This window comes from Streptosporangium minutum (assembly GCF_002149035.1).
Classification (GTDB): Bacteria; Actinomycetota; Actinomycetes; order Streptosporangiales; family Streptosporangiaceae; genus Streptosporangium; species Streptosporangium minutum.
Map to the genome: position 1 here is coordinate 1 of NZ_NGFP01000143.1, position 23,889 is coordinate 23,889.

At 71.8% G+C, this 23,889-nt stretch carries 22 protein-coding genes; 11 read left to right on the forward strand and 11 right to left on the reverse strand.

Annotated features, from left to right (window positions below; genetic code table 11):
• Positions 1–88: 88 nt before the first annotated feature.
• Positions 89–607 (reverse strand): SecDF P1 head subdomain-containing protein, encoded by a 519-nt coding sequence (locus tag CA984_RS46475; RefSeq protein ID WP_165781426.1) that lies wholly within the window; start codon positions 605–607, stop codon positions 89–91.
• Between the two features lie 890 nt (positions 608–1,497).
• Between CA984_RS46475 and ald the strand changes: the two genes are divergently transcribed.
• The gene (gene ald / locus CA984_RS27005; RefSeq protein ID WP_086576348.1) at positions 1,498–2,613 is read left to right on the forward strand and encodes an alanine dehydrogenase; all 1,116 of its coding nucleotides are present in this window, start codon (positions 1,498–1,500) and stop codon (positions 2,611–2,613) included.
• A gap of 53 nt (positions 2,614–2,666) precedes the next feature.
• On the opposite strand, the gene CA984_RS27010 is transcribed toward ald, so the two are convergent.
• Complete coding sequence (locus CA984_RS27010) at positions 2,667–3,395, reverse strand: DUF3105 domain-containing protein (RefSeq protein WP_086576349.1); 729 nt, start codon at positions 3,393–3,395, stop codon at positions 2,667–2,669.
• A 164-nt stretch (positions 3,396–3,559) separates the two neighbouring features.
• On the opposite strand from CA984_RS27010, the gene CA984_RS27015 reads away from it, so the two are divergent.
• Both CA984_RS27015 and CA984_RS27020 read left to right on the forward strand, forming a co-directional pair.
• Positions 3,560–4,168: a DUF305 domain-containing protein gene (locus tag CA984_RS27015; protein ID WP_242676193.1), complete on the forward strand. Its 609-nt coding sequence runs from the start codon at positions 3,560–3,562 to the stop codon at positions 4,166–4,168.
• 76 nt (positions 4,169–4,244) lie between these two features.
• Positions 4,245–4,544, forward strand: coding sequence for a DUF3467 domain-containing protein (locus CA984_RS27020; protein WP_031167651.1), 300 nt, complete (start codon positions 4,245–4,247; stop codon positions 4,542–4,544).
• A 57-nt stretch (positions 4,545–4,601) separates the two neighbouring features.
• On the opposite strand, the gene trpS is transcribed toward CA984_RS27020, so the two are convergent.
• From trpS to CA984_RS27040, 4 genes are all read right to left on the reverse strand, one after another.
• Positions 4,602–5,567 carry a tryptophan--tRNA ligase gene (gene trpS / locus CA984_RS27025; protein WP_207621043.1) on the reverse strand — a complete coding sequence of 322 codons (966 nt, stop codon included), beginning with the start codon at positions 5,565–5,567 and terminating at the stop codon, positions 4,602–4,604.
• 155 nt (positions 5,568–5,722) lie between these two features.
• Positions 5,723–6,787 (reverse strand): threonine aldolase family protein, encoded by a 1,065-nt coding sequence (locus CA984_RS27030; RefSeq protein ID WP_207621044.1) that lies wholly within the window; start codon positions 6,785–6,787, stop codon positions 5,723–5,725.
• Between the two features lie 61 nt (positions 6,788–6,848).
• Positions 6,849–7,490, reverse strand: a complete 642-nt coding sequence (locus CA984_RS27035) for an SDR family NAD(P)-dependent oxidoreductase (RefSeq protein WP_086576353.1) — start codon at positions 7,488–7,490, stop codon at positions 6,849–6,851.
• Positions 7,487–9,553 (reverse strand): DUF6421 family protein, encoded by a 2,067-nt coding sequence (locus tag CA984_RS27040; protein ID WP_086576354.1) that lies wholly within the window; start codon positions 9,551–9,553, stop codon positions 7,487–7,489. The genes CA984_RS27035 and CA984_RS27040 overlap by 4 nt, the downstream gene beginning before the upstream one ends.
• A 378-nt stretch (positions 9,554–9,931) precedes the next feature.
• Here CA984_RS27040 and CA984_RS27045 point away from each other — a divergent pair, with 378 nt between their 5' ends.
• From CA984_RS27045 to CA984_RS27055, 3 genes are all read left to right on the forward strand, one after another.
• Positions 9,932–10,126, forward strand: a complete 195-nt coding sequence (locus CA984_RS27045; protein WP_086576355.1) for a helix-turn-helix transcriptional regulator — start codon at positions 9,932–9,934, stop codon at positions 10,124–10,126.
• The gene (locus tag CA984_RS27050; protein ID WP_086576356.1) at positions 10,116–10,496 is read left to right on the forward strand and encodes a hypothetical protein; all 381 of its coding nucleotides are present in this window, start codon (positions 10,116–10,118) and stop codon (positions 10,494–10,496) included. Before CA984_RS27045 ends, CA984_RS27050 begins: the two co-directional genes overlap by 11 nt.
• Before the next feature lie 135 nt (positions 10,497–10,631).
• Positions 10,632–12,101, forward strand: a complete 1,470-nt coding sequence (locus tag CA984_RS27055; protein WP_086576357.1) for a serine hydrolase domain-containing protein — start codon at positions 10,632–10,634, stop codon at positions 12,099–12,101.
• Between the two features lie 103 nt (positions 12,102–12,204).
• On the opposite strand, the gene CA984_RS27060 is transcribed toward CA984_RS27055, so the two are convergent.
• Positions 12,205–13,203 carry an RNA polymerase subunit sigma-70 gene (locus tag CA984_RS27060; RefSeq protein WP_086576358.1) on the reverse strand — a complete coding sequence of 333 codons (999 nt, stop codon included), beginning with the start codon at positions 13,201–13,203 and terminating at the stop codon, positions 12,205–12,207.
• Between the two features lie 377 nt (positions 13,204–13,580).
• Between CA984_RS27060 and CA984_RS27065 the strand changes: the two genes are divergently transcribed.
• The 4 genes from CA984_RS27065 (at position 13,581) to CA984_RS27080 (ending at position 16,838) form a co-directional block, all read left to right on the forward strand.
• Positions 13,581–14,426 carry a class I SAM-dependent methyltransferase gene (locus tag CA984_RS27065; RefSeq protein WP_086576359.1) on the forward strand — a complete coding sequence of 282 codons (846 nt, stop codon included), beginning with the start codon at positions 13,581–13,583 and terminating at the stop codon, positions 14,424–14,426.
• Between the two features lie 65 nt (positions 14,427–14,491).
• Entirely contained in the window at positions 14,492–15,139 is a 648-nt protein-coding gene (locus tag CA984_RS27070) for a TetR/AcrR family transcriptional regulator (RefSeq protein ID WP_086576360.1), read from the forward strand.
• Between the two features lie 109 nt (positions 15,140–15,248).
• Complete coding sequence (locus CA984_RS27075; protein ID WP_086576361.1) at positions 15,249–15,902, forward strand: NAD(P)-dependent oxidoreductase; 654 nt, start codon at positions 15,249–15,251, stop codon at positions 15,900–15,902.
• 231 nt (positions 15,903–16,133) lie between these two features.
• Positions 16,134–16,838 (forward strand): hypothetical protein, encoded by a 705-nt coding sequence (locus CA984_RS27080; RefSeq protein WP_086576362.1) that lies wholly within the window; start codon positions 16,134–16,136, stop codon positions 16,836–16,838.
• Here CA984_RS27080 and CA984_RS27085 read toward each other — a convergent pair.
• The 4 genes from CA984_RS27085 to CA984_RS27100 form a co-directional block, all read right to left on the reverse strand.
• Positions 16,778–17,440, reverse strand: coding sequence for a response regulator (locus CA984_RS27085; RefSeq protein WP_086576363.1), 663 nt, complete (start codon positions 17,438–17,440; stop codon positions 16,778–16,780). The genes CA984_RS27080 and CA984_RS27085 overlap by 61 nt on opposite strands.
• Before the next feature lie 57 nt (positions 17,441–17,497).
• Positions 17,498–18,727, reverse strand: coding sequence for a sensor histidine kinase (locus CA984_RS27090; protein WP_086576364.1), 1,230 nt, complete (start codon positions 18,725–18,727; stop codon positions 17,498–17,500).
• A gap of 79 nt (positions 18,728–18,806) precedes the next feature.
• Positions 18,807–20,321 carry a serine/threonine-protein kinase gene (locus tag CA984_RS27095; protein ID WP_242676194.1) on the reverse strand — a complete coding sequence of 505 codons (1,515 nt, stop codon included), beginning with the start codon at positions 20,319–20,321 and terminating at the stop codon, positions 18,807–18,809.
• A gap of 5 nt (positions 20,322–20,326) precedes the next feature.
• A complete protein-coding gene (locus CA984_RS27100; RefSeq protein WP_086576366.1) occupies positions 20,327–21,946 on the reverse strand; it encodes a zinc ribbon domain-containing protein in 1,620 nt (539 codons plus the stop codon).
• Positions 21,947–22,123: 177 nt separating this feature from the next.
• Here CA984_RS27100 and CA984_RS27105 point away from each other — a divergent pair.
• On the forward strand, positions 22,124–23,889 hold a 1,766-nt coding region (locus CA984_RS27105), incomplete at its 3' end, for a hydantoinase/oxoprolinase family protein (protein ID WP_086576367.1).

A 23,889-nucleotide genomic window follows, 5' to 3' on the forward strand; every position in this document is an offset into this window, starting at 1 on the left:
GTCCAGGAGAAGAGCGGCGCCTACTCGGTCAGGATCGCGTTCGCCCCCGCGTTCCGCGACCAGATCAACGATCTGACCCAGGAGGCGGTCAAGCAGCAGATCGCGATCGTGGTGGGGGCGACGGCGTCACGGCGCCCACCGCGCCGCGCAGCCGGGCGACCATGGCGTCCGCCTGCTCCTTGGTGAAGGAGCCCGCGATGCTGAGGCTGTCCTCGGTGATCACCTGGGCGACGCGGGGCGCCGCCACCACCTTCTCCCCCACCACGATCGCGATCTGCTGCTTGACCGCCTCCTGGGTCAGATCGTTGATCTGGTCGCGGAACGCGGGGGCGAACGCGATCCTGACCGAGTAGGCGCCGCTCTTCTCCTGGACCGCCTCGATCTTGTGCACGGCGGTCACGCTGACTCCCCCGGCGAGGGTGTAGCAGGTCTGTCCCGTGTCGTCGGGCACGCCCTCGGGGGTCGCGCAGGGGCCGGACTGCGAGCCGGTCACCGGGGCGAAGTGGATGGGGACCGACAGGCGCCGGGGAGGCGGCGCGCCGAGCGGCATGTCGGGATTCCTGGTCATGAGCACCGCGAGGGTGCCGAGCACGCCGGCGGTCAGCACGACGACGACCAGGGCGACGATCAGGACGACGGTGGTGACCCTGCTCGCCCTCGGGTCACCCGGCGCGCCCCCGCCGGGACCGCCCCCCGGCCGCGGCCCCTGCGGGCCCAGGGGAGAGCCGGGCGGCGTGGGGCCGTGAGGCCCGGCCGGCCCGTGGGGCCCGGCCGGTCCGTGGGGCCCGCCCTGAGGTCCGGCCGGGGCTCCAGGCGGCCCCGCGGGGCCCTGGKGTCCACCCGGGGTTCCAGGCCCTCCCGGAGCGCCGTACGGCTCCGCCGGGGAGCCGGGCGGCCCAGGGGTGGCGAACGGCCCCGCGGGAGAGTCCGGGGGCCCGGCGGCCGTGTACGGCTCCGTCGGAGAGCCGGGCGAACCCGGGGGCCCGGGGGCGATGTACGGCTCCGTCGGAGAACCCGGCGGCCCTGCGGCGATGTACGGCTCCGTCGGAGAACCCGGCGGCCCTGCGGCGATGTACGGCTCCGTCGGAGAACCCGGGGACCCGGGGGCGGCGAACGGCTCCGCGGGAGAGTCCGGCGGCCCCGCGGCCGTGTACGGCTCCGTCGGAGAGCCCTGCGGCCCGGGAGCGGCGTGCCGCCCGGTCGCCGGAAGATGTCCGTGAGACCCGGGTGGAGGTCCCTGCGGCACGGGTGGGTCGCCCGGACCCGCGTGCGTCTCCATCGTCATGTCCCCGCATCCTCGCATTTGCTCGCGGCGAGCCTACCGATCAGTGAAAGGACCGGGTAACCGGACAGTAAAGCCGACTCTGTCGAACCGGCGATTCATGAAACTCGACAACCTGTCATCATCGCCTGTCAATTCCTTCCATCTTGCACATGGTGGTCCTTTTCCGGGGAACGCAGAGTGAAGAAGACACAGGCGCGAATCCTGGAGGAGCCGTGAAGATCGCAGTTCCCCGCGAGGTCAAGAACCACGAATACCGGGTGGCCCTCACTCCCGCGGGAGCCCATGAGTTCGTCAGGCACGGCCATCAGGTCTTCGTCGAGAGAGACGCCGGCGCCGGATCCTCGATCCCCGACTCCGACTTCCGGAGCGTGGGCGCGATGATCCTGGACTCGGCGGACGACGTGTGGGCCGAGGGGGACCTGGTCCTGAAGGTGAAGGAACCGGTCGCCGAGGAATACCACCGGATGCGCAAGGGGCAGGTGCTGTTCACCTACCTGCACCTGGCCGCGTCCGAGGCGTGCACCCGCGCCATGCTCGAATCCGGCGTCACCGGCGTCGCCTACGAGACCGTGCAGAGCGCGAACGGCTCCCTGCCGCTGCTGGCCCCGATGTCGGAGGTGGCCGGACGGCTCGCCCCGCAGGTGGGGGCCTACCACCTGATGCGGCCCGAAGGCGGGCGCGGCGTGCTCATGGGCGGGGTGTCGGGCGTGCACGCGGCGAACGTGGTGGTGATCGGCGCCGGGGTGTCCGGCATGAACGCCGCGGTCATCGCGCTGGGCATGCAGGCCGAGGTGGTGCTGCTGGACAAGAACATCGACCGGCTCCGCCAGGCCGACATCATCTACCAGGGCCACTGCCAGACGGTCGCCTCGAACAGCTACGAGGTCGAGCGCGCGGTCCTGGCCGCCGACCTGGTCATCGGCGCGGTGCTGGTGCCCGGCGCGAAGGCGCCCAAGCTGGTCAGCAACGAGCTGGTCTCGCGGATGCGGCCGGGCTCCGTCCTGGTCGACATCTCCATCGACCAGGGCGGCTGCTTCGAGGACTCCCGGCCGACGACCCACGACGCGCCGACCTACCGGGTGCACGACTCGATCTTCTACTGCGTCGCCAACATGCCGGGCGCGGTCCCGCACACCTCGACCTACGCCCTGACCAACGTGACCCTGCCCTACGCCCTGGCGATCGCCGACCTGGGCTGGCGCGAGGCGCTGAGGAGCGACCCGGCGCTGGCCGCCGGCCTGAACACGCACGAGGGGCACCTGACCAACCTGCCCGTGGCCGAGGCTCACGGGCTGGAGGCGATGCCCCTGGAGCGGGTGCTGGCCTAGAGGGCGCCCCGGACCGGTACGGCCCGCGCCGGGCGCGGGCCGTACCGGTGATGTCAGGAGCTCGGCGTGGCGCTGGGCGACGAGGTCGCGTCCGGGGCCGTGGACGGCTCGGGAGTGGCGGAGGCGCTGCTGCTCGGAGCCGCCGTGGGAGCGGCCGTCGGGATCGGGGCCTCGGCGGTGGTGGTGTCCACGCCCCTGTCGCAGGAGGCGCCGAACTCGGGGGTCTCGGCGCTGTTGTTCCTGTACTTGGCGATGTACTTGGCCAGGCGCGGGTCGTCGGCGCTGTCCAGCTTGATCTGCTTGTTCCAGGAACTGGCCACGACCTTGGCGGGCAGGCCGGGGAAGGGGCTCAGGAGCATGTACTCCTTGGAGGCCAGCTTCTTCAGCGTCTCCACCTGGTCCTTGGGCAGGTCCGGCTGGTAGGTGATCCACACGGCGCCGTGCTCCATCGAGTGGACGGCGTTCTCGCTGTTGATCGGCTTGTCGTAGACGCCGCAGGTCTGCCAGGCCGAGTTGTGCTCGCCGCCGAGCGGCGGGGTCTCCGTGTAGCTGACCCGGGTCTCGACGTGCGCGCCCCCCGGGTACTTCGCACTGGTGACGGCGTCCAGCGAGCTGGTCGCGCGTTCGTTGATCAGGTAGAAGCCGACCAGCCCGGCGAGCAGGACGATGACGGCGCCGCCGGCGCCCCACATGAGGAACGCTGTCCTGCGCTCCTTACGCTTCTGTTCCTGACGCATCCGGGCGATGTGTTCCCGTCTCGCCTGCGCCTTTTCCTTCGTCATCGACCCTCCAGCCGGCAACCAATTTCGGGTCACACTATGCCCTACCGGCGTGTGTGGAGGATAAGGGAATCACAACGCGTGATACACCGACGATTGCGGACAGTGGGTAGTCTGGGCAGGCGATGGAGACCCCTGCCCAGAAACCCCCGAAGACGAGGCGCCGCGTGGCGCTCGGCGTGCTGCTCGGCTGTCTGGCCGTGGCGGCGGTTCTGCTGCTGGTCGTCGGCAGGACCACGGCCCCGACCGACGCCTCGGCCGAGGCGGGATTCGCTCGCGACATGTCCGTCCACCACGCCCAGGCCGTCGAGATGTCCTTCATCGCCAGGGACGGCAGCCAGGACGAGGCGCTGCGGCGGCTCGCCTACGACATCATCGTCACGCAGACCGCCCAGCGCGGGATGTTCAGCGGCTGGCTGCAGCAGTGGGGGCTGAACCAGTCCAGCGAACGGCCGGCGATGGCGTGGATGGCCGGTCACGGCCACGGCGGAACGGCCCAGACCTCTGCCGCGATGCCCGGCATGGCCGGCGAGGAGGAGCTCAAAAGGCTCCGCGAGGCCACCGGCAAGGAGCAGGAGATCCTCTTCCTGCAACTCATGATCCGCCACCATGAGGGCGGCGTGCAGATGAGTCAGGCACTGTTGAAACTGTCGGACCGCGACGAGGTGGCCACGATGGCCGGGCACATCGTCAACGGTCAGGCGGGTGAGATCAAACTGATGACCGACATGCTGCGGCAGCGCGGTGCCCAACCGCTGCCTTCCATCCTTGAATAGCGTCGGCGCGTCCCTGCACGGCCGGTTTCCGGCCAGGGCAGCATGGAGCCAACCTGGCCGGAGGAGACAGAAGATCATGGTGAACGACGAGCCGGAGAACCGCCTGGAGGTGAGCATCTCCGCCGAGGTAGAAGCGGGGCAGTACGCCAACTTCGCCTCCGTCTGGCATACCCAGGATGGCTTCGTCCTGGACTTCGCGGTGATCACCAGACCGCCCCAGCTCGCCAACGACCCCTCTTCGGGGCAGCACTTCGTCAGCGTGCCGACCCGGATCGTCAGCCGGATCCGGATCCCCCCGAGCCAGGTGTTCGAGCTGATGAAGGCCCTCGAACAGCAGCTCACCGCCTACGAGAACGAGACGAACCACAAGAACTGATCCGCGGGGGCCGGCCGTCCCGGCACAGCGGGCCTCCCGCTGATCAGAGGGCCTCCTTCAGGGCAGGCCGATCGCCACGCGGGCCGCCGCCACCAGGCCGGCGGTGCGCTCGACGGCCTGCGCGGCCCCGGCGGCCAGCAGGCGCGACAGCTCGGCGGGATCCGCCGACAGCTCCGCGTGGCGCTCCTGGATCGGCCGCAGCGTCTCCGCCACGGCCTCGGCCGTGTCCCGCTTGAGCGCGCCGTACCCCTCGTAGGCGAGCGACCCGATCGGCTGCCCGGAGCAGACCGCGAGCAGGGTGAGCAGGTTGGAGACGCCCGGCTTCCCCTGGGGGTCGTAGCGGACCTCGTCGTCGGAGTCGGTCACCGCACGCATGATCTTGCGGCGGATGTCGGCGGGCGGGTCGAGCAGGTAGATCGTCCCCGCGTCCGAGCCGTCGGACTTACCCATCTTCGAGGTGGGCGCGGTCAGGTCCATGACCCTGGCGGCGATCGGCGGGTGCGCGGCCTCGGGCACGGTGAACGTCTCGCCGTAGAGGCGGTTGAACCGCAGGGCCAGGTCACGGGTGAGCTCGACGTGCTGGCGCTGGTCCTCTCCCACCGGCACGAGGTCCACCCGGTGCAGCAGGATGTCGGCGGCCATCAGCGCGGGATAGGTGAGCAGCGACAGACGCACCTCCTCCTGGTTGGCCGATTTCTCCTTGAACTGGATCATCCGCCGCATCTCGCCGAAGTAGGCGGTGCTCTCCAGCAGGTAGGCGAGCTCGGTGTGCGCGGGCACCTGGGACTGGATGTAGACCAGTGAGCGGTCCAGACCGGAGGCGAGCAGCAGGGTCGCCGCCTCGCGGGTGCGGGCGCGCAGGCGCTCCGGGTCGTGCTTGATCGTCAGGGCGTGCAGGTCGGCGACCGCGTAGACGCAGTCGGCCTCGTCCTGAAGCCGTACGGCGGGCAGGATCGCGCCGAGGAGGTTGCCGAGTGTGAGGTGGCCGGTGGGCTTGAAAGCCGAGAAGACGCGCTTGGTCATGGTCACTCCTTGTCGAAAAGGGGACCGCCGCGCGCCGGGCCGTACCCGGAAACGGAGAACGGCCGCCGGTTCACGGCGGCCGTCTGGTTGCGCAGTCGAGGCTGGCTAGCGGGTCCGCCGATTGGCGGCCCGCCACAGCCCCAGACTGTGCTTGTTCATGCGCAGGAGTTTATCTCCTCCGCCACCGCGCTGGCAAAGGCGTCCACGTCCGCCTCGGTGGTGTCGAACGCCGTCATCCAGCGGACCTCGCCGGTGGCCTCGTTCCAGGTGTAGAAGCGGAAGCGTTTCTGCAGGCGCTCGGTCACGTCCGGCGGCAGGATCGCGAAGACCGCGTTGGCCTGCACCGGGCGCGGGACCTCCACGCCGGGGATCTCCCGGACGGCGGCGGCCAGCCGCTGGGCCATGGCGTTGGCGTTGCGGGCGTTGCGCAGCCACAGGTCCCCCGCGAGCAGCGCCTCGAACTGGACCGAGACGAACCGCATCTTGGAGGCGAGCTGCATCGAGGTCTTGCGCAGGTAGCGCAGGCCGCGGACGGCGTCGGGGTTGAGCACCACGACGGCCTCGCCGAACATCAGCCCGGCCTTGGTGCCGCCGAAGGACAGCACGTCCACGCCCACGTCGGTGGTGAACGCGCGCAGCGGCACGTCAAGCGCGGCGGCCGCGTTGGTGGCGCGGGCGCCGTCGAGGTGGACGAGCATGCCGAGCTGGTGGGCGTGGTCGCAGACCGCCTTGATCTCGGCCGGGGTGTAGAGCGTGCCCAGCTCGGTGGTCTGCGTGATCGAGACGACCTTGGGCTGGGCGCGGTGCTCGTCGCCGAAGCCCCACGCCTGCCGGTCGATCAGGGCGGGGGTGAGCTTGCCGTCCGGGGTGGGCACGGTCAGCAGCTTGAGCCCCGCCGACCGCTCCGGCGCCCCGCCCTCGTCGGTGTGGATGTGCGCCGACTCGGCGCAGACCACCGCCTCCCAGGGGGCGGTCATCGCGCGCAGCGCGACCACGTTGGCGCCCGTGCCGTTGAACATCGGCCACGCCTCGGCCGTGGGGCCGAAGTGCCCGCGGAAGACCTCCTGCAGCGCCCCGGTGTAGACGTCGTCGCCGTAGGAGGTCTGGTGCCCCTCGTTGGCGAGGGCGATGGCCTGGAGGATCTCCGGGTGCACCCCGGCGTAGTTGTCGCTGGCGAAGCCCTTCACCAGCGGGTCGTGCCTGCGGATCGCGTCCGTCACTTCTTTCCCCTCAGCGAGGCGGCCGGCGATACGGTGCCGGCCGCCATGGTGCCTGTCACGCTCACTCGCGGGTGAGGTCCAGCCGGGTGCCGTTGGCGTCGGTGTCCCAGAGGCCGTCGATCGCCCCGGCGAGGTCGTCGACGTCGGTGAAGCCCGGGAACTTCCGCTCCGGGGCGGCCTCGCGCATGGCCTTGTTCACGAGCGCCTTGACGACCAGGATATTCGCCGTCGCGCCGGTGCCCTCCAGGGCGTCGGCGAAGGCCAGCGTCCAGGCCTCGGAGGCGGCCTTGGCGGTGCCGTAGGCGGCGTTGCCCTGGGTGGGGCGCTCGGCCGCCTTGGCCGAGACGATGGCGAACCGGCCGCGCTCGCTCGCCTTGAGCAGCGGCTCGAAGGCGAGCGTGACGTGCTGGAGGGTGCGGACCAGCAGGTCGTGCAGCAGGTCCCAGTCCTCCAGCCTGGTCTCGGCGAAGGTCTTGGACCCGCGCCAGCCGCCGACCAGGTGGACGATCCCGTCCACCCTGCCGTGCTCGGCCTCGATGTCGCGGGCGAGCTTCTTGACGGCGTCGAAGTCGAGCAGGTCGACCGCGAGCGTGCCGTCGGCGCCGGACTTGTCCACGCCGATGACCGTGTGCCCCTTGTCCGCGAAGCGGCGGACGACGGCCTGACCCGCGGGACCCGCCGCGCCGGCAACAAGAATGATCATGCTCGGATCCCCTTCGTGGATTCGACGACGTCACCGAGCTTACGGCGCAGGGCCTCGTAGAACATGCTCAGGGGGAACTCGTCGGGCAGCACCGCGTCCACCACGGCCTTGGGGAAGCCCTCGACCGGCAGCGCGTCCACGCCGCGGTTCCAGACCGAGGCGGGGTGCGGCTCCACGTAGGCCGCGACGAGCTGGTGCGCGGCCAGCCAGTGGGCGAGCTTGGAGCGGTCGATGCCGTCGCGGTAGAGCTTCTCCACCTCGGCGCGCAGGTCGGCGACGCCGTCGGCGAGCCGGCTCCAGTCCACGCTCAGCCGGTTGTCGGTCCACCGGACGATGTCGTTGCGGTGCAGGTAGGCGAAGAGGAGCTGGCCGCCGAGCCCGTCGTAGTTGCGGACCCGGTCACCGGTGATCGGGAAGCGGAAGAGCCGGTCGAAGAGGATCGCGAACTGGACGTAGCGGGCGTGCGGCACGCCCTCCTGCTCCAGCTTCACGGCCTCGCCGAACGCGGTGAGGTCGCAGCGGAGCTCCTCCAGCGAGTACAGCCAGTACGGCATGCGCTGCTTGATCATGAACGGGTCGAACGGCAGGTCGCCGTGGCTGTGGGTGCGGTCGTGGATCAGGTCCCAGAGCACGAAGGTGTCCTGGGCCAGCTCCTGCGACTCGATCAGCCGGGCGGCGTCCGGCGGCAGGGCCAGCTTGAGCGTCGCGGCGGCGGCCTCGCTCACCGCGCGGAACCGGGCGGCCTCGCGGTCGCAGAAGATGCCGCCCCAGCTGAAGCGGGACGGGGTCTCCCGGACGGCGACGGTCTCGGGGAAGAGCACCGCGGAGTTGGTGTCGTAGCCGGAGGTGAAGTCCTCGAAGGCGATCGGCACGAACATCGGGTTGTCGTAGCGGGTGTTCTCCAGCTCGGCCAGCCACTCGGGCCAGACGGTGCGGATCCAGACGGCCTCGATGTAGCGGAAGGTGGTGCCGTTCTGGGTGTACATCGGGAAGACGACCAGGTGCTCCAGGCCGTCCACCCGCTGGGTGTCGGGGTGGAAGGCGTTGAGCGAGTCCAGGAAGTCGGGCACGCCCAGCCCCTGCTCGACCCACTTGCGGAAGTCGGCGACGACCGCGGTGAGGTAGGCCTCGTCGTGCGGGAAGCGCGGCATGAGGCCGTCGACGTGGTCGACGATCTCGGAGATCAGCGCCACCGCCCGGTCGCGGTCGCCCTCGATCGAGCCGTCCTTGGCCTGCAGGGGCTTGAGCGCCTCCACGGCGTCCTTGAGGCCCTGGAAGGCGGAGCGGGCCTCCGACTCCTTCGCGTCCGCCGGGGTGGGGACGCGCGCGGCCCAGGTGACGAGGTTGCCCCAGAGCGCGGCGTGGTCGTAGTCGCCGATGGAGTCGTCGCCGAACAGGTCGGAGTCGGCGAGGACCACGACGCGGCCCTTGCCGTGCCGTACGGCCACCGCCAGGGGCCGGCCGGCGGGGTCCGCGGTGGGCGACGTCCGGAACAGGACGGTCGCGTCGTCGGGGGCCACGAGCACGCCCGCGCGGTAGAAGCACGCGCGGCGGGCTCCGGCGAGGAGGTCCTGGCCGTCGGTGTCGCCGGGGGAACCCATGACCCAGGCGGCCACGCCGTTGTGGGCGCTCCGGGGGTCCTGGACGGTGGTGTGCTCGACGCCGACGCCGAAGCGGGCGAGCAGCTCCTCGAGGTTGCTGCCGTACTTCTCCTGCTCGCACTCGGCCAGGACGACCAGGCCGCCGCCGTCGGCCACGTAGGCCTCGACCGCGTCGAGCTCCTCCACGGGGAAGACGGGGCTGCCCAGGCCGGTGGTGCGCTCCCAGCGGTCGGCCGAGGGGTGCGCGATCACGAAGACGTCGTTCGGGCCCAGCAGGGCGGGGGTGATCGGACCCTCGGTGTGCGCGGCCACGGTGTGGCCGAGGCGGCGCAGGATGTCGGCGGCCCGCACGTAGCCGTTGTCGTCGGGATGCCCGGGATTCATCGTCTCGGCCGCATCCCGCCGGATAGTCCACGACTCGCTGTGCGCCTCGTCGAACAGTACACGCGGGAAAGCTCTCACGATAAATCCTCCCTCAGATGAGACCTAATGACGGAAAATATACACAATACCTCCCAATATTGACACATCCCTTACGGCCGAACCGGAAAAACCGACCGGGGACGCCTCCCCTGGAGCGGGACGCCCCTTGGAGCCAGACGCCCCCCGGAGCGGGACGCCGCCCACGGAGACGCGGGATGCCCGTCCCGCGCCCGGGAGATCAAGAGATGCCGCATTGGACGCCGTAATCGCCGCCGGCGTGTGCGCCGCGCGCCGGATCCCGGCCGCCCGCCTTGGCGCGTTCGGGCGGCGACAGGCCCGATGTAAAGCTCGCTTGACATATGAGAGGTGTCAAGGATACTTTCCATGCAGCGGGTCATGTAAAAGGAGCTTTACATTGTGGACAACGACGTCAGGGAGTTGCGAGGCGCCGCAGGGCTCTCCCAGCAGGCCCTCGGGGAGCGTCTCGGCGTGTCCCGGCAGACGATCAACGCCATAGAACAGGGCCGATACGATCCCTCACTCCCCCTTGCCATCCGACTGGCCCGGTTCTTCGGCCGAGCCGTCGAGGAGGTCTTCCACTGTGACGACTAACCGCTGGTTCTTCTCGGCGTTCTGCCTTCTGCTCGGCCTGCTGCTGGGCGTGCCGTTCATGGTCCGCGGCGAGGTCGTGTTCGGACTCGTGTTCGTCGGCATCATGGCCGGCTACGCCGCCTTCCTCCTGCTGACGCGCAGACGCAGCGAGACCACGGCGATGCTGAGCGGCGAGCTGGGCGACGAGCGGCGCAGGCTCAACGAGCTGCGCGCCCGCGGCGCCATGGCCCACGTGCTCATGACGATCGTGCTCGCCGGGTTCTTCGTGCAGATCTGGCGCGGCGAGGATTACCTGCTGTTCGCCGGCCTGGCCGCCGCCGCGGGCGTCTCCTACATGACCGCGCTCTTCTACTTCTCCCGGCGGGGCTGACACCTCTCCCGCATGCCACGCGCCGAATCCCGTCCAACGCCCTGCGGTCCGCCCCGGCTCTGATCTTCACTCCCGAGGAGCCGTACACGAGACCCGGACCCGATCCGATCCAACCCCCCGGGAGGGAAGCGTTTCATGTTCAAACGGAACGGTCCGGCGTTCACCCCGGGGCAGTTGCTGGCCGCCGCGGTGGCGGCGGGGCTGGCCGCACTCATCGCCTTCGCCGTCGCGCCCACGCCGCCGCGGCTCGGGACCGCGACGACGGGTGACCGCGCGCTGGCCGAGGCCGTACGCGAAGCGGCGGGATCCGACGGCTACCGCGCCCTGTCCGTGGCTCTGGTCGAGAACGGCGTCATCCGCACGGCCGGGGTCGGCGACACGGGCGGGCCCGTCCCACGTCCGGTCGACGCGTCCACCCCGTTCGAGATCGGCTCGGTTCCCAAGGCGTTCACCGGCATGATCCTCGCCGACATGGCGGCCCGGGACAGCCTCGACCCGCGTTCGCCGGTGCCCGGCCTCAAGGACTCGATCACCTACGAGGAACTGACCAGCCACCGTTCCGGCCTCCCCCGGCTGCCCGGCGGCCTGGGCATGCTGGCGAGGGGGATCGCCGCGAACTACAGCCACGGCAACCCCTACGGCGGACAGGACGTCTCCGACGTCCGCGAGGCGGCCGGCTCGGCCGGGCTCTCCGGGCGCGGCGAGGTCTCCTACTCCAACCTCGGCGTGGCGGTGCTCGGGAACGCGCTCGCCGAGCGGGCGGGCCTCCCCTATCCCGAGCTGCTGAAGCGGCGGGTGCTGGAGCCCCTCGGCATGAGAGCCACCACCACGTCGACCCCCGTGACGGGCAGGGCGCACGGTTACACGGGGGCCGGACACGAGGCGGACCCATGGGTGGGCACGGGCTACCTCCCGGCGGGCATCGGCGTCTGGTCCACCAGCGCCGACCTCGCCCGCCTCGCCGACGCGATGCTCAAGGGCGGCGCCCCGGGCGCCGACGCCGCGACGCCCCGCTTCACCCAGGACCGGACCCGTCGCATCGGCTACGGCTGGTTCACGACGAAGACCGAGAAGGGCCAGGTGACCTGGCACAACGGCGGCACCGGCGGCTTCAGCGCGTACGTCGGCCTCGACCGCGACAGCCGGCGCGGCGTGGTCGTGCTGGGCAACACCGACAAGGGCGTCGACCACGTGGGCCTGCGGCTGCTCGGCCACGACGCGCCGGAGCCCTCCCCCAGCGCCCAGGCCCTCATCGCGATCGCGATCACCCTGTTCCTGCCCCTCGGCGCCGCCCTGACCGCGTGGGAGCCGGCGACCCGCCGCGAGCCGACCCGCAACCGCCCCCGGCTCGACCGTCTCGGCGTGGTCAACACCACGACCACCGCCGTCCTGCTCCTCTGGGCGGCCTGGCTGATCGGAGCCTGGGGCACGCTGCCCTCCGCCCTGTTCGTCCTCGCCACAGCGGCCACGGCCGCCGGCACGGCCCTCACCCTCACCCGCTGGCGCGACCTCCCCACGGCCCGTCAGCCCGGCCGCCGGCTCCCCTCCCTCTTCGGCCTGCTCGTCAACATCGCGATCGGCACAGCCCTCCTCCTCGCGACCTGACCCTCACAGACCGCCGCCCGGCGACTCCTCGGCCACCACGCGACACGTCCGTTCCCCCGCCGGGTCCGGAGTCTTCCCGGACGCCGGTACGGCGAGCGGGGGACTACTCCGTGCCGTCCGCCGGCAGGCGCTCCGGCAGCCCGAGCCGCGGGAACCGGTCGTCGTGGAACGTGACGATCTCGGTGATCGCCCCGCCGGTGACGCGCAGGACGTCGATCGTCAGCGGCAGGTACGCGCCCTCCCGCTTCCGCCAGAGGTAGAAGGCGACGGCGGGCTGCCGGTTCACGGAGGTGAGGACGGCGCGCAGGTGCTTCATGCCCTCGAAGCCGCTCTCGACCCAGTCGTTCACCACCGTGTCGCGGCCGACGTACAGGCCCGGCGTGGGCGGCATCGAGCAGCGGACGTCGTCCCGCAGCAGGGCGGCGAGCCCGTCGATGTCCGTGGCCACGCTGGCGTCGGTGTAGCGGCGCACCAGCTCGCGCGTCCCGGCGTCCTCCTCGCCGCCGGTCCAGTCCTGCCGCTCGGCAGGCAGGTGCTCCCGCATGCCGGCGCGGGCCCGCTGCAGCGCGCTGTTCACGGAGTTGACGGAGTCTCCGAGGAGCTCCGCGACGTCCTTCGCCGGCCAGCCGAGCACGTCCCGCAGGATCAGCACGGCCCGCGGGCGCGGCGCGAGGTGCTGGACCGCGACCAGGTACGCCAGCTCGATCGTCTCCCGCGCGAGGGCGACGGTCTCCGGCTCGTCCGCGTCGCCCGCGGGCAGCTCGTCGAGCAGCCGGTCCGGGTAGGGCTGCAGCCACAGCACCTCCCCGCCGGTCGCAGGCTCCGGGCGGCACTTGGCAAGCAGGTCTAGGCAGGCGTTGGTGGCGATCCGGTACAGCCAGGCCCGGAACGTCGACCGCCCCTCGAAGGTCTCCCGCCGCCGCCAGGCACGGAGGAACGTCTCCTGCACGGTGTCCTCGGCGTCCTCGAACGACCCGAGCATCCGGTAGCAGTGCACGTGCAGCTCCCGCCGGTGCCGCTCCGCCAGCCCCGAGAACGCCGGCTCGTCGACCTCGCCCAGCCCGCTCACGCCCAGCTCCTCCAGCCGCGTGTCCGCACTCATCACGTCATCCTTCCGCCTCGTCGTGTCCCGTCGTAGATATGACGGGTGCGGGCGCGACAACTCATCACCGGTGTCGGCCGGCATGGCCGATCCGGTGACGGATCCGGTGGCGAAGCACGACGCGCGGTACAGGGCGGAAAGCGGCGACGAGGGCGGGCGGGGGCCGCTCATCAGATCGGCACCGCGCGAGGTGATCTCCGCCAAGCGGGGAGTGCAGCCACGACCGGCGTGGGCGCCGGCCCCCTCCCCGGTTGACGTCTCCAGCCCGGCACCCCATTATGAACATACGTTCATGAACAAACGTTCATAAAGAGAACCGTACGGACGTCAGGGAGCCGGCGCGGCCGTCCGGCGGCGCCCGGCCAGGAGGAGAACCGATGAGTTCCATCGTCAACACCGAGCAGGCCGACGCCTGGAACGGCTACGAGGGCAACCACTGGGCCGATCACCAGGACCGCTACGACGCCGTGAACAGCGGCTTCAACGACCACCTGCTCGCGGCGGCGGCCGTCGGCGAGCGGGACCGGGTGCTCGACGTCGGCTGCGGCAACGGGCAGGTGACGCGGCTGGCCGCCCGGCGGGCGCGGCTCGGGCACGCCACCGGGATCGACCTGTCGGCGCCGATGCTCCAGCGGGCACGGGCCGGCGCGGCCGGCGAGGGCGTCGCCAACGTGGCCTTCGAGCGGGGAGACGCCCAGATCCACCCCTTCCCCGACGCGGGCTTCGACGTGGCCGTCAGCCGGTTCGGGATCATGTTCTTCGCCGATCCGGTCGCCGCGTTCGCCAACCTCGGCCGCGCGCTGCGGCCGGGGGGCCGTCTGGCCTTCCTGTCCCTGCGGGAGATGGGCGACAACGACCTGGGACCCGTCCTCACCGCGATGGCCGAACACCTCCCGGCACGGCCCGCCACCACCGGCCCCGGCGCTCCGGGGCCGGAGTCGCTGGCCGACCCGGACCGCATCCGCGAGGTGCTCACCGGCGCGGGCTTCGAGGCGGTGACCTCGGAGCCCGTCGAGGCGCCCCAGCTGTGGGGCCGGGACGCCGAGGACGCGGCCGGATTCCTCGGCGCCTGGGGACCCGTCCGTTTCATGCTCGACCAGGTCGACCCGGCGGCCGCCGCCCGTGCCCGCGACGCTCTCACGGAGGCGCTCCGGCCCCACGAGGAGCCCGGCGTCGTACGGCTGCGCGGCGCCGCCTGGCTGGTCACCGCCACCCGCCCCTGACCGGCCCGCCGGTATCCGGCCCCACGGCCGCGGCCGGACCCCGGCGGTCAATACGATGCGATGTGATGTCACCGAGAAAAGCAGCCGCCCTGCGTGACGGCGACGGCGGTCGGACCCTGCGCGAGCACCTGATCGCCGCCGCCGAACGCCTCATATCCCGGCGCGGCACCGCCGGGCTCACCGTGCGCGACATCGCCCGCGAGGCCCAGGTCGCCGACGGCGTGCTCTACAACCACTTCGCGGGCAAGGAGGAGCTCCTCGCGCTCGCCCTGCACGCCCATGTCCAGAGCGTCGAGCGCGAGCTGGGCGAGCTGCCCTCCCGGGCGGGCAGCGGCACCGTCGAGGCCAACCTGCGCGCCTACATCACCCACGGCCTGGCGCTGCACGCCGCGATCCTGCCCGCCTTCGCGGGCCTGCTCTCCCGGCCCGAGGTGCTCACCCTGTTCGCCGGCATGCCCAATCCCGTGGCGGACGGGCTGGGACTGCGGACGGCCCTCGCCGGATACCTGCGCGCCGAGCAGGACCTCGGCCGCCTCGCCCCGGACGCCGGTGCCGAGGCCGCCGCCACGATGATCGTCGGTGCCTGCCACGAGCTGGTCCTGCCCCACCTGCTCTGGGGCCGCGGACCGGACGCGTTCGAGATCCCGCCCGGCTACATGGACGACCTGGTGACCACCCTCATGAAGGGCCTCGCCCCGGCCCGGCCCGCCTGAGAACCGGCTGGTCGGCGTAACTATCGTTGCGGAAAGCGACCCCCCGCGCCCTACCGTCGCGACATCGGCCGGCGATCCTCCGCCGGCCCTGACGGACGGAGCATCCGCGATGAGCAAGATCGTAGTTTTCGGCGCGGGCGGGCGGGCCGGTCGGCGGGCGGTCGCCGAGGCCGTCTCCCGCGGCCACCAGGTCACCGCGGTGGTGCGCGATCCGGCCGGGTACGAGGGCCTGACCGGTGACGGGGTGACGCTGGTGGCCGGCGACGTCACCCGGGCGGACAGCGTGGCGGCGGTCGCCGCCGGGCACGACGCGGCGATCAACGCCGCCGCCCGGCTCGACGTGCCGGCGGAGGAGTTCTACGTGGGTGCGGCGCATGCCCTGCTGGACGGCCTGGCACGGGCGGGCGTCGGCCGGCTGGTGGTCGTCGGCATCGGCACCCTCCTGGAGACCGCACCCGGAGTGCGGGTCCTGGACGCGCCCGGCTTCCCGGACGAGGCCAGGAGCTTCTCCCTCGGGCACGCGGCGGAGCTCGACGTCCTGCGGGCGGCGGAGACCGGGATCGACTGGCTGATGGTCACGCCGCCGCCGACGATGCTCGACGACGAGGCCCCGCGGACCGGCCGCTACCGGACCGGCGGCGAACAGGTGCTGCCCGGCGGCGAGGAGACGGGCCTGCTCTCCTACGCCGACCTCGCAGTCGCGCTGGTCGACGAGATCGAGAACCCCAAGCACCACCGGACCCAGGTCGCCGTGGCCCCCTGACCCGGTGGCGGCCCCGTCACGGGATGGCGGTGTGGCGGGTCCGCGGGGCAGGGCGTTCCGTGCGGCGTGCCCGCCGGCCGTTCCCTCCGGACGGGAACCTCGCCGTGCCTCCTCGGGGGAGACGGCCTTACCCGTGAGAGGGACAGCGGATCCGCCCGGCGACGGACGACCGGCCGGGGGACGGCGACCTACCTTCCTTGCGACAGTTCCCGCACAGGCAAGGAAACCTCCATGTTCAAAGACTCCGCCGACTTCCGGCGCGTGGCCGCAGGCACGCTGCTGATCGTCGCCCCGCTGCTCCAGGCCGTGGCCGTCGTCCTCGACCCGGGCACCTGGGGCGACGACCGCGAGGCGGTCAGCTACGGCGTCAACCCCACCCTCGCCCAGGTCGAGTCGGCCATGTACCACTGGGCCTACCTGCTGATGGGCCTGGCCGCCCTCGGCCTGCTGCATGTGATGCGCCGCCGCTCGGTGGTCTTCGGCCACATCGTGGGCCCGCTGACCGTCCTCGGCTACATCAACCTGTCGGGCCTGCTCATGATCGACCCGGTCGAATGGTGGCTCGGTCAGCACAACAGCCCCGAGAAGGCCCAGCTCATCCTCGACGAGATGCTGAACCTGCCCGGCGTCGTCTTCGGCTTCCAGATGCCGTGGATCTTCTTCGCGATCCTCGGCCTGCCGATCCTGCTCATCGGCGTCTGGCGCGCCGGGTTCGCGCACTGGTGGGTCCCGCTCGCCGTCGGCGTCGGCTACGGCACCTCGCTGGCGGTCCCCTACGGCCCGGTGACCGTCGTGATGTGGCTCGCCCCGACGGTCGCGCTGGGCTCGCTCGGGGTGAAGATGCTCCGGATGAGCCGCGAGGAGTGGGTCTCCTTCTACCCGACCACCGCCCCGGGCCGGACCACTCCCGACTCGTACGCGAACACGACCGCCTGAGCCCGATCACGCAGATGAAGCTTCATCAGCACCCGCGCCACGTGGGTCTTGACCGTGGCCTCGCCGACGAACAGCTGCCCCGCGATCTCGGCGTTGGTCAGGCCACGGGCCAGGAACCGCAGCACCTCCAGCTCGCGCGGGGTGAGGTCGGCGAGCTGCGGCGGGGGCGCGGGGTCGTGGCGGCCGGCGAAGGAGGCGATGACGCGGGTGGTCACGGCCGGGTCGAGCAGCGCGTCACCGCCGACGACGACGCGGATGGCCTCCACGAGCTGCTCGGGCGGCGAGACCTTGAGCAGGAACCCGCTGGTCCCGGCGCGGAGCGCGGCGTAGAGGTTCTCGTCGGTGTCGAAGGTGGTGAGCATGACGACCTTCGGCGGGTCCGGCCAGTCCAGCAGCTTCCTGGCGGCGGTGAGGCCGTCCATGCGCGGCATGGAGATGTCCATCAGCACGATGTCCGGCCGGGTGCGGCGGGCCACGGTGACGGCCTCCAGCCCGTCGGCCGCCTCCCCCACCACCTCCATGCCGGGCTCGCTCTCCACGACGAGCTTCAGCCCGACGCGGACCATCGCCTGGTCGTCGGCGATCACGATGCGGATGCTCACTTCTTCTCCTCGCTCAGCGGAACGCCGGCTCGTTCGGGGGACCCGCATGTCATTGGCTTATCCGATCCGTTCATTCGCGAACGCCTCCTGGGAGATCGGCAGGGACGCGTGGACGCGGAAACCGCCCTCGGGACGGGGGCCCGCCTCGAACGCGCCGCCGAACAGCGCGGCGCGCTCGCGCATGCCGACGAGACCGTTGCCCGTCGACAGCCCGGAGGAGGCGCTGCCGCCGCCGTCCACGATCTCCAGCTCCACCCGGCCCTCGCGGTAGGAGATCGAGATCCGGATCTCGGACTCACCCGCGTGCTTGACCGCGTTGGTGAGGGCCTCCTGCACGATGCGGTAGGCGGACAGGTCCAGCCCCGGCGCGAGCCGTACCGGCTCGCCGGAGACGTCCAGGGTGATCCTCAGCCCGGAGGAGACGAGCGTGCTCACCGTGCCGGGCAGCAGGTCCAGGCCGGGCTGCGGGATGGCCTCGTCGAGCGGCATGCGCAGCGCGCCGAGCATGACGCGCAGCTCCTCGACGGCCTCGCGGCCCATCCGCTCGATGCCGAGGAGCACCTCGTTCTCCCCGCCCTGCGTACGGCGGAGCACCCCGGCCTGCATGACCATCATGCTGACGCTGTGCGCGACCACGTCGTGCAGCTCGCGGGCGATGCGGACCCGTTCCTCGGCGACGGCCTCGGCGGCCCGGCGCTCCCTGTCGCGTTCCACCTGGGCGGCGTGGTCGGCCAGGCGGCGGGCCCGGGCGGCGTGGGCGTGCACGGCGAGACCGGTGAGGTAGGCGGCGCCGAAGACGACGGTCAGGAAGATGACCTCGTCGAAGGGGAGCCAGCGGTGGTCGACGGCGCCGGAGTCGAAGACCAGCATGCCGGTCACGGCCCAGGCGAGGCCCGGCTTGAACGGGAGTTCGGCGCCGACCGTGTGGAAGACGATGAGCAGGGAGGCGAGCTGCCAGACCTGGCAGTGCTCGTAGCCCTGCCGGTGCCAGGCGTACTGGGCGAGGATCATCAGGATGTAGACCGCGACCGGTGCCTTGCGGCGGAACCACACCAGCACGCCGGTGACGACCGCCTGGCCGATCCACCACAGTTCGGGGGTCTCGGTCGCGCCGTACTCGGTCGCGACGGTGAACGCCTCCAGCGTGCCGAGGGCGATGATCGCGCATCCGATGAGCAGATCGATTTTCGACACCGCGCGGAAGTGTCGGGTGAGCGACACCGTGCGGAGGTGCCGGGTGAGCGACACCGTGCGGGGGTGCCGGACAAGGAGGAGGGGAACCGCCATGCGGGGAGACTAAGCCCTCGCGTCCTCATTTCACATAGGACAAAACGCCCAGACCAGCCGGATGCAAGTCGGCCGCAAGTCACGAGGCCGGGAAGGACACGCTCCGCACGAGCCGGTTGGCAAGCGCGTCGTCACACCTGCCGGGCGCGCAGAAATAGATCATAAGTGCGGGTTCGTCCGCTCGTTCCACGGCCCACCCCGTGAACTCGAGCTTGCCGCCGCGCTGCGGATCCGTGATCGACCCCTCCAGCCGTACGGCGGGCTTGCCGCCCACCAGCACCTGGACCACCTCGGAGTAGACGTTGACCGTGCCGGGCAGCGAGGACTGCAGGGTCTCCTGGAGCTGCTGTGCGCCGCCGCGGGGATCGAGGGTGTCGAGGGTCTGCGCGTAGATGCCGGTGGCCTCCTCCGGCGCGTCCTTGATGATCTCGTTGACGGCAGCCCAGTCGGCGGTGACCGGCGTGGCGAACAGCGCGTCGAACTCCCCCGCCTTCGGCGAGGCCACCATGAACACGTCCGCGTGCGGGCGCGGGGTCCAGTCGTCGGGGTGCTCGAACCCGATCGGCACGGCGGCCGAGCCCTCGTAGGGCACCCAGGCGTCGCCGCCCCGCAGGAAGGTCGCGAGAACCCCCAGCAGCGCGATGATCGCCACGATCGCGCCCCCCGCTCCGATGAGGATGCCCCGGCCGCCGGACCTGGGCGTCTTGCTCTCCTGCACCGTCCGGGCGCCCTGGTTGAGCTGGTAGGACTGGCCGCTGATCGCGTCACGGAGCTCGGCGACGAACTGCGTGCAGGTGTCGTAGCGCTGCTCGGGCGACTTGGCCAGCGCCCGGGCCATGACGCCGTCGACCTCCATCGGGAGCTCGGGCCGGAGCGTGCTGAGCGGGGTGGGCGACTCGGCCAGATGCGCCCAGAGCAGCGCGATCTCGTTGTCGCGCTGGAACGGCAGCCGCCCGGCCAGCGCCTCGTAGACCACGCAGGCCAGGCCGTACTGGTCGCAGCGGCCGTCGATGTGCTCCTTGTTGATCTGCTCGGGAGACATGTAGCGGGGGGTGCCGATGAACTGGTTGGTCTGGGTCAGCCCGGAGATCGAGGTGCGGTGCTTGGTGATGCCGAAGTCGGTGAGATAGGCGTGGTCGCCCTCGGTGTGACCGGCGATCAGGATGTTGGCGGGCTTGACGTCGCGGTGGATCAGGTCGTGCGCGTGCGCGGTGTCCAGCGCGGCGGCCACCTGCGCGAAGATCCGGTTGACCTGGCTGATCGGCATCGGCCCCCGGTCGTAGAAGAGGCGGCGCAGGTCGGGGCCGTCGACGTAGCGCATCGCGATGTAGAGCGTGCCGTCCTCGGCGGAGTCGGCCTCGTAGATCGGGATGATGTTGGGATGGTCGATGCTCGCGACCGTCCGCGACTCCAGCACGAAACGCTGGCGGAAACGGTCGTCCTCACCCAGCAGCGGGTTGAGGATCTTCAGCGCCACCCGGCGGTTGAGCCGGGAGTCCACCGCGAGGTAGACCACGGCCATACCGCCTTTGCCGATGATGTCCTCGACGCGGTATCCGGCCACCTCCTGGCCGATCAGGGCTCTCTCGTTCACGGCCGTCACGTCTCGGAGGCGTGGCCGCAGTAGCCGCAGAAGCGGTGTGCGGGGCCCAGCCGCATCCCGCAGGCGGTGCAGTACTTCTGCACCCCCGTGTCTCCGGCCTTGGCGCCGGGATGCCGCTGGGCGGCCGGATCGGCGGGCTTGGCGCCGGGGTCCCGGGCGACCAGCACGGGCTGGCCGGGCGAGGTGGAGGAGGTCTTGGGCAGGGCGGGGAAGGACCGGCTGACCACGACCGTGGGATCGGCCGTCTCGTCGGGCGGCGGGCGCCGCAGCGCGGGCGGCGGGCCGGCGATCGGCACGGGGGCCGTCCCTGGCCGGGTGTCCCCCGACCGGGTGGTGCCGGGGTGACCGTCGCCGGCCGGCCCCTCCCCCGGCGGGGACCTGCGCCGCCAGAGCAGCAGCGCGCCGGCCACCACGGCCACCACCAACACGCCGCCGGCGGCCAGGAAGGGCCACAGCGGCGGCCCACCCGCGTCGCCGACGGGGGTGGCGGACTTCCTGACCCCTTCGTCCTCGGCGGTGCCGCGCTTCTGCTGGGCCGTCTTCAGGTGCGCCGCCGCCACGGTGTGCCCCGGATACAGGTCGAGGACGCGCTGGAAGGCGGGTACGGCGTCGCCGTAGTACTTGGTGTGGAAGCGGGTCAGCGCCTGTTCGAAGGCGGCGTCGATCGGGCCGCGCCTGGGCGCGACCTTGGCCTCGGCCAGCGCCTTGGAGATCTCCCGGACGCCGATCATCCGGCCGTCCTTGCCGCCGCCGACGAGCAGCCCGACGACCGCGCCCTTCTTGTCCTCGATCACCGGACCGCCGATCAGGCCCTTGTCGACGAGGGCGCCCAGCTTCGCCGGCTCGTCGACCTTGTTCTCGGGGTCCTTGAACTGCCGCCCGCCCGTCCCGGCGCCCCCGGCTCGCAGGTGGGCGATGTCCACGGTCTCCGGCAGGTCCGTGGCGGGCCGCCCGGTGAACCCGGCGACCGCCACCGGCGAGCCCTCCTTGTCGGGCACCGTGGCCGCGAGCGGCGCCGTGGGCAGGCCCGCGCTGCCGTCGGCCCGCCCGACGGGCATCAGCACGGCGGGGCCGTCGGGCCTGGAGTCGGCACGGACGATCTCGGCCTTGAACCCCTCCTTGTCGGGAGGGGAGATGTTGGGGAAGACGCGGATCTCGGTGGTGATGTCGACGATGCAGGTCGCGGTGGGCTGCTTGGGCGGGTAGCACTCCTGCAGGTGGTGGTTGAGCTGGTCGTTCTTGATCGTGTGCCGCTCGAAGTCCTGGGGGATCTTGACCTTGTGGTGCTCGGCGAAGATCTTGTTCGCGGCGTACACCGCGATGTCCTTGTCGGTCCTGACCACCCGCGCGAGGGTGACGACGGCACCGTCGGGGGTGACGACGGTCCCGGTGCCGGCGCCGATGGGCACCTCGTAGCTCCGCTCCACGTGGACCAGCTCGCCGATGTGGTCCAGCAGGGTGACGTCGACACGCGCCTTCGCCTCCACCCGGACCACCGCGGGGGTCACCAGGTCGGTGATCCCGCTGGGATGCTCGTGCGCCAGGGCAGGCGTCATGGCGGCCACCGCGAGCGCGAGGCCGCCGAGGAGGGTCAGAGCAGATCCGGACCGCCGCATCGCCACTCCATAAGGGGGATAAGGACAAGCGTGGCAACCGTAGTGCAGAAGTCAAGAGAATGGTGGATAGACAAGCGCTTGCTAGGGAAATAGCCTGCGCTTCGTGAGTGCGCGGAGCGAGCGAGCGAGTGAACACAGCGGCGGACGCCACGGCGGGCCACCGGGCGGAGGACGCCGGTGAGCCACGCGATCGGGGTCGACGTCGGCGGGACGTTCACGGACGCGGTGCTCAGCGGGCCGGACGGGCGGATGTCCGTCGCCAAGTGCCTGAGCACCCATGACGACCCCACCGACGGGATCGTCACCGCGGTCACCGCGGCGCTGGGCCGTACCGACCCGTCGGCGGTGACCAGGGTCGTGCACGCCACCACGCTGGCCACCAACGCGGTCCTGGAGCGCCGGGGCGTCCGGGTCGCCTACGTCACGACGCTGGGCTTCCGCTCGGCGATCCCCCTCGGCCGGTACGCCCGGGTGGAGGAGGACCGCTACGACCTCCGCTTCGACCCGCCCGCCCCGCCGGTCGCGGCGGAGGACTGCTTCGAGGTGCCCGAGCGCGTGAACAGCCGCGGCGAGGTGCTGCGGCCACTGGACGAGGCGGCCGTGGTCCGGGTCGGCGAGGAGATCGCACGGCGGGGCGTCACCGCGGTCGCCGTCTGCCTGCTGCACTCCTACGCCAACCCGTCCCACGAACGGCGGATCGCGGAGATCCTCGGCCCCCTGGTCCCGACCGTGGTGATCTCCTCGGAGGTATGGCCGGAGCTGCGCGAGTACGAACGGGCGACCACGACCATCATGTCCGCCTACGTCGGGCCGGTGATGGCGGGATACCTGCGGCGGCTGACCGCGCGGCTGGCCGCCGTCGGGATCACCGCGCCGGTGCACGTGATGGACTCCGCCGGCGGCGTGATGTCGGCCGAGCTGGCCGCGCGCCGGGCCGTGACCACGATCGAGTCCGGGCCCGCCGCGGGGGTGCTGGCCGCGGCGGCGACCGGCTATCCGGACGTGATCTCCTTCGACATGGGCGGCACGACGGCCAAGACCTGCGTGATCAGGGACGGCGCTCCGGAGATCACCCACGAGTTCCACGTCGGCGGCAAGGGCAGCTTCGGCGGCCGCCGGGCCGGGACCGGGGTGCCGGTCAAGACCCCCGCCATCGACCTGGCCGAGGTGGGCGCCGGAGGGGGCAGCGTCGCGTGGGTGGACCCGGCCGGCGCCCTGCGGGTCGGGCCGAGGTCGGCGGGCTCCGAACCCGGTCCGGCCTGTTACGGCCTGGGCGGCGAGGAGCCGACGGTGACCGACGCCAACCTGGTCCTCGGCTACCTCGACCCCGCCTCCTTCGCCGGGGGGACGATGCCGCTGTCCCGGGATCTCGCCGAGAAGGCCGTCGACCGGCACCTGGCCGGGCCGCTGGGGGTGTCCAGGGCCGAGGCCGCGCACGCGGTCCACGAGATCGCCAACGCCTCGATGGGGTCGGCCGTGCACGTGGTCACCGTGCAGCGCGGCATCGCCCCTGCCGGTTTCGTCATGATCGCGTTCGGCGGCGCGGGCCCCATGCACGCGGCCCGGGTCGCCTCCCGCTTCGGCATCTCCACCGTGGTCGTCCCGGCGTACTGCGGCGTCGGCTCGGCGGCCGGCCTGCTCTCCGGCGACCTGTCCACCGACCGCGTCCTGTCCGCCCTGGACGCCGACCCCGGCCAGGTCTTCGCCGCCCTCGCCGCGGCGGCCGCCCGCGACCTCGGGGTGAGCCCGGACTCGCCCGGTGTGTCCGTCACCCGCTCGGCCGACATGCGCTTCACCGGGCAGGCCCACGACCTCACCGTCCCGTGGACCGACTCCCCCACCGAGCTGGCCGGCCGCTTCTCCGCCCGCTACCTGCAGGTGTACGGCATAGCCCAGGAGGGCCCCACGGAGATCGTCGGCTACCGCGTCCGCGTCACCCAGGC

Excerpts from the sequence above, each read along its gene's own strand:
- CA984_RS27060 (WP_086576358.1), bottom strand. The coding sequence starts at position 13,203 with ATGAGTGCGGACACGCGGCTGGAGGAGCTGGGCGTGAGCGGGCTGGGC.
- CA984_RS27100 (WP_086576366.1), bottom strand. The coding sequence starts at position 21,946 with ATGCGGCGGTCCGGATCTGCTCTGACCCTCCTCGGCGGCCTCGCGCTC.
- CA984_RS27075 (WP_086576361.1), top strand. The coding sequence starts at position 15,249 with ATGAGCAAGATCGTAGTTTTCGGCGCGGGCGGGCGGGCCGGTCGGCGG.
- CA984_RS27065 (WP_086576359.1), top strand. The coding sequence starts at position 13,581 with ATGAGTTCCATCGTCAACACCGAGCAGGCCGACGCCTGGAACGGCTAC.
- CA984_RS27070 (WP_086576360.1), top strand. The coding sequence starts at position 14,492 with ATGTCACCGAGAAAAGCAGCCGCCCTGCGTGACGGCGACGGCGGTCGG.
- CA984_RS27090 (WP_086576364.1), bottom strand. The coding sequence starts at position 18,727 with ATGGCGGTTCCCCTCCTCCTTGTCCGGCACCCCCGCACGGTGTCGCTC.
- CA984_RS27080 (WP_086576362.1), top strand. The coding sequence starts at position 16,134 with ATGTTCAAAGACTCCGCCGACTTCCGGCGCGTGGCCGCAGGCACGCTG.
- CA984_RS27035 (WP_086576353.1), bottom strand. The coding sequence starts at position 7,490 with ATGATCATTCTTGTTGCCGGCGCGGCGGGTCCCGCGGGTCAGGCCGTC.
- CA984_RS27010 (WP_086576349.1), bottom strand. The coding sequence starts at position 3,395 with ATGACGAAGGAAAAGGCGCAGGCGAGACGGGAACACATCGCCCGGATG.
- trpS (WP_207621043.1), bottom strand. The coding sequence starts at position 5,567 with ATGACCAAGCGCGTCTTCTCGGCTTTCAAGCCCACCGGCCACCTCACA.
- CA984_RS27020 (WP_031167651.1), top strand. The coding sequence starts at position 4,245 with ATGGTGAACGACGAGCCGGAGAACCGCCTGGAGGTGAGCATCTCCGCC.
- CA984_RS27055 (WP_086576357.1), top strand. The coding sequence starts at position 10,632 with ATGTTCAAACGGAACGGTCCGGCGTTCACCCCGGGGCAGTTGCTGGCC.